Genomic DNA, 10786 nt, shown 5'->3' with positions numbered 1-10786 from the left:
CCTTTTCTTCCCTGGTGTGGGGGCCTTTTTTTTCTTACAACCCCCCCGCCTCCCGCCCCGGCGCCCGCCCCCGTCCCGTGTCGGGGCCCGCCCCCCCCCCCGCCCGGGCCCCCCGCCCCCCCACGGATCGCTGCGGCAGCTGCTTCGGGGGAACCACTCGGACGGGTGGCGGCGGGTGGCGGCTGCGGCCACCCGCCTCAGTTTTCGTTACAGGATCTCGTTCAGGTGCTCGTTCAGTCCTTCAGATGCCTGCTGCCGCCGACAGGTCGCGCTTGATCGCCGAGAGGAGGTCCGTCGCCTTGGTACGGGCGGCAGGCAGGTCGGACTTCGCCGCCACCGGGACCACCACCTCCAGGTAGCACTTCAGCTTCGGCTCCGTGCCGCTCGGGCGCACGATGACGCGGGCCCCGTCGAGCGTGTAGCGCAGGCCGTCCGTGGGCGGCAGCTTGTCCGTCCCCTGCGTCAGGTCCTCGGCCTTCGTCACGGGCAGGCCCGCGAGCGCCGTCGGCGGCTGCTCGCGCAGGCGGCGCATCGCGTCCGCGATCAGGGAGAGGTCATCCACGCGAACCGAGAGCTGGTCGGTGGCGTGCAGGCCGTGCTCCACGGCCAGGTCGTCGAGGAGGTCGAGCAGCGAGCGGCCCTGCTCCTTGAGCTCGGACGCCAGCTCCGTGAGCAGGAGCGCCGCCGTGATGCCGTCCTTGTCGCGTACGCCTTCGGGGTCCACGCAGTAGCCGAGGGCCTCTTCGTAGCCGTAGCGCAGGCCCTCGACGCGGGCGATCCACTTGAAGCCGGTGAGGGTCTCCTCGTACGGAAGACCCGCCTTCTCCGCGATCCGGCCCAGGAGCGATGAGGACACGATCGACTCGGCGAACGTGCCGCGGGCGCCTCGGCGTACGAGGTGGGCCGCGAGGAGAGCGCCGACCTCGTCGCCGCGGAGCATGCGCCAGTCCGTGCCGTCGGGGCCGTCGGGGCTGGTCTTCACCGCCGCCGCGCAGCGGTCCGCGTCCGGGTCGTTGGCGATGATCAGGTCGGGGTCCACCTCGCGGGCCTTCGCGAAGGAGAGGTCCATCGCGCCCGGCTCCTCCGGGTTGGGGAACGCGACCGTGGGAAAGTCCGGGTCGGGCTCCGCCTGTTCGGCGACGAGGGAGGGCGCGGGGAAACCGGCCCGCTCGAACGCCGCGAGGAGGGTGTCCTTGCCGACGCCGTGCATCGCCGTGTAGACCGTGCGGGCCGTCCGGGGGGAGCCGGGGGCCAGGACGGCGTCCGTGCGGGCCAGGTAGGCGTCTCGGACGTCGTCCGAGAGGGTTTCCCAGCCGGTCTCGGGGCGGGGGACGTCGTGGAGCGTGGCGATGGCGTCGATCTGTGCCGCGATCTCCGCGTCCGCGGGCGGGACGATCTGGGAGCCGTCGCCGAGGTAGACCTTGTAGCCGTTGTCGCGCGGGGGGTTGTGGCTCGCCGTGACCTCTACGCCCGCGACCGCGCCGAGGTGCCTTATGGCGAAGGCCAGTACGGGGGTGGGGAGGGGGCGGGGGAGTACCGCTGCCCTGAGGCCCGCGCCGGTCATGACGGCCGCGGTGTCGCGGGCGAAGTCCGTGGACTTGTGGCGGGCGTCGTAGCCGATCACCACGAGGCCGTCGGTCTGGCCCTTGGACTTGAGGTACGCGGCGAGGCCCGCGGCCGCGCGGATGACCACCGAACGGTTCATGCGCATGGGGCCCGCGCCGAGCTCGCCGCGGAGGCCTGCGGTGCCGAACTGGAGAGTGCCGCTGAAACGGGCGGCCAGCTCTTCGGTGTCCGCGGTGTCGACCGCGGTGTCGATGAGCTTGGCGAGTTCCTCGCGGGTTTCGGGGTCCGGGTCCTCGGCCAGCCAGGTCTGGGCGCGCGCGATGAGTTCAGAGTCGTCCAGCACGTTTCTTCAGCCTCTCGTATGCGGAGTTCTATTGCTGGGCCCGGGTGTTCCTGCCCCGGGGCGGGGGGGGGCTTTCCTGTCCCGCCGCTTCGCGGCGGATGTTCCCCACCCACCCGCCCGATTACCCCGCGATGGGGGAGGGTCTCCTGTTCCGCCGCTGCGCGACGGGTGTCTCCCACCCGCCCACCCGCCCACCCCGGGTCGGGAGGGATGTTTCCTGTTCCACCGCTTCGCGGCGGATATTTCCCGCCCGCCCACCCGAGCACCCCGTGACGGGAAGGGTTTCGCTGTCCGCCCGCCCGACGACGCGGGGCAATCGGGCGGGTGGGCGGGAAAGCTTGTGCGGCAACGGGCACGCCGGGCGCCAAGGCGAAGTACGCAGCGCCCCGCCCGACAGAGGCGCCCGCCAGGCAAGGCAGGCCCGCCGGCAAAGGCGCCCCGCCAGGCAAGGCGCCCCGCCAGGGAAAATCAGATACGGCCCAGCACCTGACCAAGCAGCTCCCCCATGCGGGTAGCACTGTCGCGGCCCGCCTGGAGCACCTCCTCGTGGTTCAGGGGCTCGCCCGTCATGCCCGCGGCGAGGTTCGTGACCAGGGAGATGCCGAGTACCTCCGCGCCTGCCTCGCGCGCGGCGATCGCCTCGAGGACCGTCGACATGCCCACCAGGTCCGCACCGATCGTGCGGGCCATGCGGACCTCGGCCGGGGTCTCGTAGTGCGGGCCGGGGAACTGTGCGTAGACGCCCTCTTCGAGGGAGGGGTCGACCTCCTTGCAGAGGGTGCGCAGGCGCGGGGAGTACAGGTCCGTGAGGTCCACGAAGTTCGCGCCGACGATCGGCGACGTGGCCGTCAGGTTGAGGTGATCGCTGATCAGGACCGGCTGGCCGGGGCGCATGCCCTCGCGCAGACCGCCGCAGCCGTTCGTCAGCACGATCGTCTTGCAGCCTGCGGCCACCGCGGTGCGCACGCCGTGCGCCACGGAGGCGACGCCACGGCCCTCGTAATAGTGGGTGCGGCCCAGGAAGACGAGGGCGCGCTTCTCACCGACCTTGAAGGAACGGATACGGCCGCCGTGTCCCTCCACCGCCGGCGGCGGGAAGCCGGGCAGCTCGGTGACGGGGAACTCGGCGTCGGGCACGCCGAGCGCGTCCACCGCCGGCGCCCAGCCGGAGCCCATCACCAGGGCTACGTCGTGGGTCTCGGCGCCCGTCAGCTCACGCAGGCGCGCGGCGGCGGCGTCGGCGGCGGCGTAGGGGTCGCCCTGGATGTCGTCCGGAATAACTGAAGCGTTCACGCGGATGAGAGTAGCCGCTCACGCCCTACGCGCGTAGATGACGATGCTCACGGGATTCGGATCGTTGTCTTGTCGTTTCCGACGAGAGCCCGGAAGCAGCAGAGGAGGGCGCCTAGCAGGGGCGCTTACGGAGTTCCATCACGTAATCGTGGGGCGCTCCCGCGGTCTCCGCCGCGTCGGCCAGCTCCCCCAGATAGCGCGCCGCCGGCAGCCCGCCCTCGTATCCATTGAGGACGTACACCCAGGCGGGTTCCTCGCCGTCCAGGGTGTGCACGCGCACCCGCATCCGGCGGTAGATGTCGAGCCCCACGCCCTCCCACCGGTCCATGGAGTCCTCGTCCATGGGGGCGACGTCGTAGAGGGTCACGAAGACCTGTGAGCGAGGCGCCTCGACGATGGTCGCGAGCGCGCCCTCCCACCCCATGTGCTCCCCGCCGAACGTCAGCCGCCAGCCGCTCAGCCAGCCGGTCTGGCGCAGTGGTGAGTGCGGGGCGCGGCGTGACATGAGCCGCGGATCCAGATTGCCGGCGTACGCGGCGTAGAGCGACATGTGGTCGAGGGTACGGCAGGTGACGCGTGCGTCCCTCCGGTGACGGGAGTGCCCTTCTTGGGTGACGGGAGTGCCCTTCTTGTAGGAAGAAAGGCCCGGATGGAGCCCCCGGGGCGAAGCACCTTGAAGCGTGCGGGACAATGGAGTACGTGACTCGGATCGTGATCATTGGCGGCGGACCCGGCGGATACGAGGCGGCACTCGTTGCCGCCCAGCTCGGCGCGGAGGTGACCGTCGTCGATTGCGACGGTCTGGGCGGGGCGTCGGTGCTCACCGACTGCGTCCCGTCCAAGACTCTGATCGCCACGGCCGAGGTGATGACAAGCTTCGACTCCTCGTACGAGGAGCTCGGCATCATCGTCGCGGACGACACTCCGCACATCGACACTCCCGCGCGCGTCGTCGGCGTCGACCTCGGCAAGGTCAACCGGCGTGTGAAGCGCCTGGCGCTCGCGCAGTCCCACGACATCACCGCCTCCGTCACCCGTGCGGGCGCGCGGGTGCTGCGAGGCCGTGGCCGTCTGGAGGGCCAGCAGGACACCGACGGTTCGCGCAAGGTCGTCGTGCGCGCGGCCGACGGGAGTGAAGAGACTCTCGTCGCCGACGCCGTGCTCATCGCCACCGGCGGGCACCCGCGCGAGGTTCCCGACGCACTGCCCGACGGCGAGCGGATCCTGAACTGGACCCAGGTGTACGACCTGGACGAGCTCCCCGAAGAACTCATCGTGGTCGGCTCCGGTGTCACCGGTGCCGAATTCGCCGGTGCCTATCAGGCGCTCGGATCCAACGTCACGCTCGTATCCAGCCGTGATCGCGTGCTGCCCGGCGAGGACCCGGACGCCGCCGCCGTCCTTGAGGACGTCTTCAGGCGCCGCGGCATGAACGTCATGTCGCGCTCGCGCGCCGCCTCCGCCAAGCGGGTGGGCGACCGCGTGGAGGTGACGCTCGACGACGGACGCGTCATCACCGGTACGCACTGCCTGATGGCCGTGGGTGCCATCCCGAACAGCAGCGGCATGGGCCTGGAGGAGTCCGGGGTCAAGCTCAAGGACTCCGGGCACATCTGGACCGACAAGGTGTCGCGGACGTCGGCGCCCGGTGTGTACGCCGCCGGTGACGTCACCGGGATCTTCGCGCTCGCCTCCGTCGCCGCCATGCAGGGGCGTATCGCGATGTACCACTTCCTGGGCGACGCGGTGCAGCCGCTGAACCTGAAGACCGTGTCGTCGAACGTCTTCACCGACCCCGAGATCGCGACCGTCGGTTACAGCCAGTCAGACGTCGACGGCGGCAAGATCGACGCCCGTGTCGTGAAGCTGCCGCTCCTGCGCAACCCGCGCGCGAAGATGCAGGGCATCCGCGACGGCTTCGTCAAGATCTTCTGTCGTCCCGGTACGGGAATCGTGGTGGGCGGTGTGGTCGTCGCGCCGCGCGCTTCGGAACTGATCCACCCCATCGCGCTCGCGGTCGACAACAATCTGACGGTCGAGCAGATCGCGAACGCTTTCACCGTGTATCCATCCCTTTCGGGGTCGATCGCCGAGGTCGCGCGTCAACTCCACACGCGGAAGTCGGCGGGCGAAGGCTGATCGCGGACTGATCGTCGGTTGAACGGCGACTGATCGGGTTTCGAGCGGGTATTAACTCTGCGCAGGTCACGGGCTGTTGCGTCCCATTCGCCCGGCATAGGCGGGGCGGATAGGCTCTATACCACTTCCCGCCCAGCCGTGCGAACAACTTCTGTAATTCGGCGCAAACTGCTGAAAGCAGACGGTCGTTGGGGTTACTGTCAGTTTCGTGTTCGCTGCAGAACGTCGCCAATTGATCCTCGAAATGGTGCGGGCCAACGGAGCGGTATCGCTCCGGGAGCTCGCCCGCGTCGTCCAGACCTCAGAAGTGACCGTACGGCGGGACGTGCGCGCGCTGGAGGCAGAAGGACTCCTCGACCGCAGACATGGCGGTGCGGTATTGCCGGGCGGATTCACGCGGGAGTCCGGCTTTCCGCAGAAATCACATCTCGCGACCGCCGAGAAGACGGCTATCGCCGATCTCGCGGCGGGACTCGTCGAAGAAGGCGAAGCCATCGTCGTCGGGGCGGGTACGACCACGCAAGAGCTGGCCCGACGGCTCGCGCGGGTGCCCGGTCTGACCGTCGTCACCAACTCCCTCTTGGTGGCACAGGCCCTGGCTCATGCCAACCGCGTCGAGGTCGTCATGACCGGCGGCACTCTGCGCGGTTCCAACTACGCTCTCGTGGGCAGTGGGGCCGAACAGTCCCTGCAAGGTCTGCGGGTCTCGCGCGCCTTCCTGTCGGGCAGTGGTCTGACCGCCGAGCGCGGTCTCTCCACGTCCAACATGCTCTCCGCGAGCGTGGACCGTGCGCTCGTCCAGGCGGCTGCCGAGGTCGTGGTCCTCGCGGACCACACCAAGCTCGGCACCGACACGATGTTCCAGACGGTGCCGACGGACGTCATCACCCGCCTGGTCACGGACGAACCACCCACGCACGACGACCGTGCGGCCACCGAACTGCAGGCCCTGGCTGACCAGGGCGTACAGATCGCGGTCGCGGGCGGGAACGCGAACTCCAACTCCGGATCAGGGGTGGATTCCGTCCCGGCGCGACAGCCGCGCCGGGACGTGCCTCTGCCGGGGCAGCGCCGTAACCACGGTGGTCACGGGGCAGGTCCTGGGGCGCAGTTGCGCAGTGCGGTACTCGGGGAGCAGCAGCCCGGGGAGCGTTCCGCGCGGGTGGCGGATCTACGCCGCCGTTGAACCGGCCGCCGGGTCCTGACCGGGCTCTTCGGGTGCCGACCCTTCGGGTGCCGAGCCTTCGGGCTTCAGGCCGCGCAGGGTCAGCATCAGAAGGCGGTCGGCCAACTCCGGCTCGTCGGGGGTCTCTTCGGCGGCCAGCGCGATCGCGTTGGTCAGCTGCATCAGATCGCCGATCGAGACGCCGTGGCGTACGGCACCGGCTTGTTGCGCCCGCACGAGCAGGGCCGTACCCGCCTCGCGCATCGGCCTGCTGCATCGGGAGAGTGCCGAACTGTCGTCGTGCGACGCCGACATGAGGGCGCGGGAGAGCCCGCGGTACTCACCCGCATGAGTGATGATGGCGCGGAGCCAGGTCACCAGGGCCGAGCAGGGCTGCGGATCCTTGAGCAGCGCGTGGGAGTGGTCGAGGAGATCGCTCACCGCCTCTTCGAAGACGGCGCTCATCAGAGAGTGCCGGTTGGGGAAGTGGCGGTAGAGGGTGCCGATGCCTACGTTCGCGTGGCGGGCGATGTCCTCTAGCGAGGCGTCCGTGCCGTGCTCGGCGAAGGCCGTGCGCGCTTGTGCGAGGAGCCGGTCGTAGTTGCGGCGCGCGTCAGCTCTTTTCAAGCGGGGGCGCTCTTGTGGGCTCACTGCCATGGCGTGCCTCCCTGACCTGTACGCGTGCCCTTAGTCTGCCCGAAGCGTGCGTACCGTCTGTCACCGGCTCCGCCGAGTTCGTCCTCAAACGCCGGACGGGCTGGGAGATCCCAGCCCGTCCAGCGTATGAGTATTGCTCTGCGGGTCAGTCCTTGATCTCGCAGATGACCGCGCCGGAGGTCAGGCTCGCGCCCACCTCCGCCGTGAGGCCCTTGATCGTGCCCGAGCGGTGTGCGTTCAGAGGCTGTTCCATCTTCATGGCCTCAAGGACGACGACCAGATCGCCTTCCTGAACCTCCTGGCCCTCCTCGACCGCGATCTTGACGATCGTGCCCTGCATGGGAGAGGCCAGGGTGTCACCGGAAGCCGCAGGGCCCGACTTCTTCGCCGCGCGCCGCTTGGGGCGGGCGCCGCCCGCGGCAGCGGTGCGGGCGATGGTCATGCCGAGCGACGAGGGGAGCGAGACCTCGAGGCGCTTGCCGCCGACCTCGACGACCACCGTCTCGCGGCCGGGCTCCTCGTCCGTCTCGGTGTCGACCGCTGCGGCGAACGCGGGGATCTCGTTGACGAACTCGGTCTCGATCCACCGGGTGTGGATCGTGAACGGGTCGGCGGATCCGGTGAGTTCGGGGGCGAAGGCCGGGTCCTTGACGACCGCGCGGTGGAAGGGGATGGCGGTGGCCATGCCCTCCACGTTGAACTCCTCAAGGGCGCGCGCGGCCCGCTGCAGGGCCTGCTCGCGCGTCGCACCGGTCACGATCAGCTTGGCCAGGAGCGAGTCCCAGGCCGGGCCGATCACCGAGCCGGACTCCACGCCCGCGTCCAGACGCACGCCAGGACCCGAGGGCGGGGCGAAGACGCTCACCGTGCCCGGCGCGGGCAGGAAGCCGCGGCCCGGGTCCTCGCCGTTGATGCGGAACTCGAAGGAGTGGCCGCGCAGTTCGGGATCCCCGTAGCCCAGCTCCTCGCCGTCCGCGACGCGGAACATCTCGCGGACCAGGTCGATGCCGGCGACCTCTTCGGTGACCGGGTGCTCCACCTGCAGACGGGTGTTGACCTCCAGGAAGGAGATCGTGCCGTCGGTGCCGACGAGGAACTCCACGGTGCCGGCGCCCACATAGCCGGCCTCCTTGAGGATGGCCTTGGACGCCGCGTACAGCTCGGCGGTCTGGGCCTCGCTCAGGAACGGCGCGGGCGCCTCCTCCACCAGTTTCTGGTGGCGGCGCTGCAGCGAACAGTCACGCGTCGAGACGACGACCACGTTGCCGTGCTGGTCGGCCAGGCACTGGGTCTCCACGTGCCGCGGCTTGTCGAGGTAACGCTCGACGAAGCACTCGCCACGGCCGAAGGCCGCGACGGCCTCGCGCACCGCGGAGTCGTACAGCTCGGGCACCTCTTCGAGGTTCCGGGCCACCTTCAGACCGCGTCCGCCGCCACCGAAGGCGGCCTTGATCGCGATCGGCAGGCCGTGTTCCTCCGCGAAGGCCACGACCTCGTCGGACCCGCTGACGGGATCCGGCGTACCGGCCACCAGCGGGGCACCCGCGCGCTGCGCGATGTGCCGGGCGGCGACCTTGTCCCCCAGGTCACGGATGGCCTGCGGCGGCGGCCCGATCCAGATCAGACCGGCGTCCAGCACGGCCTGGGCGAAGTCGGCGTTCTCCGAAAGGAAGCCGTAACCGGGGTGGATCGCATCCGCCCCCGCATCCTTGGCCGCGGCCAGCACCTTGGAAATATCCAGGTAGCTGGTGGCCGGAGTGTCACCGCCCAGGGCGAACGCCTCATCTGCCGCGCGTACATGCAGAGCATCCCGGTCAGGATCTGCGTAGACGGCTACGCTCGCGATCCCTGAATCCCGGCATGCCCGAGCAACGCGGACAGCGATTTCGCCACGGTTGGCGATGAGCACCTTGCGCACGATGGCTCCCTCCTTGAAACAAGCCGAGTTTAGGGACTGCCGACACGACCTTTCGACCCGTCCCCAATGGTGAGCTTGCCCACACGGAGCGTGATCCGGGGCCTGCCCGACGGTGAAATCCCTTGTCGCACCACGGTACGCAGGGTCCCTTCGAGGCAGACTAACGCGCCGGTGTGGTCAAGGTCTCTGTGAGAGCGCGCTGCGGCGGAGGGCCATTCTTTGTGGAGTCCCTACGAATGGCCCAATGATTCTTTGCCCTCGGCACAGCCCTTGTCCCCTGGTTTACCCGTTAGTAGCGTTCGCGATGTCTCGGACGTACTAGCGGTAACACAGTGGAAGAGGGTGGGCGCCGTGGCGCGTAGACCGGTGGCCTGGGTGGGCGCGATCGTGCTCTTGGTGGAGGCGGTGGGCATCGCGTTGCTCAACTGGTTCCTGGGACTCGTCGTGAACAAGCAGGACATGTCGCTCGCCGGGCTCGACCCGCACGCGATGTCCGTGTCGACGTGGATCGCGGGCGGCCTCTTCGGCCTCTACCTCGCGCTGTGCGGCGTCATCATGCTGCGCTCGGCGATCCGCGACCGCGCGCCGGGCCGCTTCGGACGGCTGCTGCTCATCAGCGCCGCCGTGGTGCACGGCGTTCTCGGAGCGTTCTCGGTCGGCCTGGTGGGCTGGCCCGCCTTCGTCTTCATGATGATCGTGCTCGGCCTGATCGTGCTGACGCTCGTGGCGTACGACAAGAAGCCCGACGCGGTCTCCGACGAGCCGCGCGTCGGCAATGAGGGAGCGGGCGGCGGTGCGCCCGAGAACGGCGCCCCACAGCCCGCCTGAGCCCTCGTAGGGCCCTCGTAGGACCCTCATGGGGCCCGCGCGGGGGCCCCTGGGGCTACTTCGCCCACAACTCCGTGATGCCCACGCCCAATTCACCGAGGAGGCGGCGGAGCAGCGGCAGCGAGAGGCCGATGACGTTGCCGTGGTCGCCCTCGATCGAGTCGATGAAGGGGGCCGAGAGGCCGTCGAGCGTGAACGCGCCCGCCACGTGCAGCGGTTCACCGCTCGCCACGTACGCGGCGACCTCCTCGTCCGAAGGATCGCCGAAGCGGACGACGGTCGATGCGAGTGCCGACACATGGCGTCCGGCCACGGTGTCGTACACACAGTGGCCGGTCTGCAGGATGCCCGCGCGGCCGCGCATGGACTTCCAGCGGGCGGTGGCCTCCTCGGCGTCGGCGGGCTTGCCGAGCGCTTCTCCGTCCAGTTCGAGGACCGAGTCGCAGCCGACGACCAGGGCGCCCTTCGCGTCCGGGCGCGCGGAGACGACCGACGCCTTGGCCTCGGCCAGGGCGACGGCGAGCTCGGCGGGTGTGGGTGCGGAGATCGCGTCCTCGTCGACCCCGCTGACGATCACCTCGGGGGCGAGACCGGCCTGGCGCAGGAGGCCGAGCCTTGCGGGGGATTTGGAGGCGAGGACGAGACGGCGGGGCTGATCACTCATGCGGCCAGCGTAGCGAGCTTCAGGCGGCGGGCCTCAGTGCAGGCCGAGGACGAACATCGCCACGACCATCGCCAGGGCGAGGACGAGCCCCGCACGGCGCATCTTCGCCTGCATGTCCCGCATGTCCTTGGGCGGGTTGTTCTCGGGGTCCGACCACAGCATGAGACCGATACTGCGCGCGGTGACGTGCCGGGCGCCTGAGTACGCGTACTC

10 protein-coding genes are annotated in these 10786 nt (G+C 69.7%); 3 read left to right on the top strand and 7 right to left on the bottom strand.

Going from position 1 to position 10786, the window contains the following annotated elements; genetic code table 11:
• Positions 1-241: 241 nt before the first annotated feature.
• The 3 genes from ACFQ7F_RS43290 to ACFQ7F_RS43280 all read right to left on the bottom strand — a co-directional run bounded on the left by ACFQ7F_RS43290 (position 242) and on the right by ACFQ7F_RS43280 (position 3752).
• Positions 242-1906 (bottom strand): phospho-sugar mutase, encoded by a 1665-nt coding sequence (locus tag ACFQ7F_RS43290; RefSeq protein ID WP_383284341.1) that lies wholly within the window; start codon positions 1904-1906, stop codon positions 242-244.
• Positions 1907-2377: 471 nt separating this feature from the next.
• On the bottom strand, positions 2378-3202 hold the full coding sequence (locus tag ACFQ7F_RS43285) for a purine-nucleoside phosphorylase (protein ID WP_383284335.1): 825 nt from the start codon (positions 3200-3202) through the stop codon (positions 2378-2380).
• A gap of 112 nt (positions 3203-3314) precedes the next feature.
• On the bottom strand, positions 3315-3752 hold the full coding sequence (locus ACFQ7F_RS43280) for a gamma-glutamylcyclotransferase (RefSeq protein ID WP_383284332.1): 438 nt from the start codon (positions 3750-3752) through the stop codon (positions 3315-3317).
• 140 nt (positions 3753-3892) lie between these two features.
• On the opposite strand from ACFQ7F_RS43280, the gene ACFQ7F_RS43275 reads away from it, so the two are divergent.
• Complete coding sequence (locus ACFQ7F_RS43275; protein ID WP_383284329.1) at positions 3893-5341, top strand: NAD(P)H-quinone dehydrogenase; 1449 nt, start codon at positions 3893-3895, stop codon at positions 5339-5341.
• Positions 5342-5549: 208 nt separating this feature from the next.
• Positions 5550-6527, top strand: coding sequence for a DeoR/GlpR family DNA-binding transcription regulator (locus tag ACFQ7F_RS43270; protein ID WP_383284326.1), 978 nt, complete (start codon positions 5550-5552; stop codon positions 6525-6527).
• Here ACFQ7F_RS43270 and ACFQ7F_RS43265 read toward each other — a convergent pair.
• Both ACFQ7F_RS43265 and ACFQ7F_RS43260 read right to left on the bottom strand, forming a co-directional pair.
• On the bottom strand, positions 6513-7163 hold the full coding sequence (locus ACFQ7F_RS43265; protein WP_383284323.1) for a TetR/AcrR family transcriptional regulator: 651 nt from the start codon (positions 7161-7163) through the stop codon (positions 6513-6515). The two genes, ACFQ7F_RS43270 and ACFQ7F_RS43265, sit on opposite strands and share 15 nt — an antisense overlap.
• Before the next feature lie 145 nt (positions 7164-7308).
• Positions 7309-9081: an acetyl/propionyl/methylcrotonyl-CoA carboxylase subunit alpha gene (locus tag ACFQ7F_RS43260; RefSeq protein WP_383284320.1), complete on the bottom strand. Its 1773-nt coding sequence runs from the start codon at positions 9079-9081 to the stop codon at positions 7309-7311.
• 351 nt (positions 9082-9432) lie between these two features.
• Between ACFQ7F_RS43260 and ACFQ7F_RS43255 the strand changes: the two genes are divergently transcribed.
• Positions 9433-9909: a hypothetical protein gene (locus tag ACFQ7F_RS43255; protein ID WP_383284317.1), complete on the top strand. Its 477-nt coding sequence runs from the start codon at positions 9433-9435 to the stop codon at positions 9907-9909.
• 55 nt (positions 9910-9964) lie between these two features.
• Here ACFQ7F_RS43255 and ACFQ7F_RS43250 read toward each other — a convergent pair whose 3' ends face one another.
• Both ACFQ7F_RS43250 and mmpB read right to left on the bottom strand, forming a co-directional pair.
• A complete protein-coding gene (locus ACFQ7F_RS43250) occupies positions 9965-10573 on the bottom strand; it encodes a nucleoside triphosphate pyrophosphatase (protein WP_383284315.1) in 609 nt (202 codons plus the stop codon).
• A gap of 33 nt (positions 10574-10606) precedes the next feature.
• Positions 10607-10735 (bottom strand): morphogenic membrane protein MmpB, encoded by a 129-nt coding sequence (gene mmpB, locus ACFQ7F_RS43245; RefSeq protein ID WP_383284338.1) that lies wholly within the window; start codon positions 10733-10735, stop codon positions 10607-10609.
• Positions 10736-10786 lie beyond the last annotated feature (51 nt).

The organism is Streptomyces sp. NPDC056486, assembly GCF_042795295.1.
Taxonomy (GTDB): Bacteria; Actinomycetota; Actinomycetes; order Streptomycetales; family Streptomycetaceae; genus Streptomyces.
This window is presented reverse-complemented; position numbering and strand designations above follow the sequence as displayed.

What these genes read in the sequence shown, in the direction of transcription:
- mmpB (WP_383284338.1), bottom strand. Translation starts at nt 10,735, where the DNA reads ATGCTGTGGTCGGACCCCGAGAACAACCCGCCCAAGGACATGCGGGAC.
- ACFQ7F_RS43265 (WP_383284323.1), bottom strand. Translation starts at nt 7,163, where the DNA reads ATGGCAGTGAGCCCACAAGAGCGCCCCCGCTTGAAAAGAGCTGACGCG.
- ACFQ7F_RS43280 (WP_383284332.1), bottom strand. Translation starts at nt 3,752, where the DNA reads ATGTCGCTCTACGCCGCGTACGCCGGCAATCTGGATCCGCGGCTCATG.
- ACFQ7F_RS43275 (WP_383284329.1), top strand. Translation starts at nt 3,893, where the DNA reads ATGGAGTACGTGACTCGGATCGTGATCATTGGCGGCGGACCCGGCGGA.
- ACFQ7F_RS43250 (WP_383284315.1), bottom strand. Translation starts at nt 10,573, where the DNA reads ATGAGTGATCAGCCCCGCCGTCTCGTCCTCGCCTCCAAATCCCCCGCA.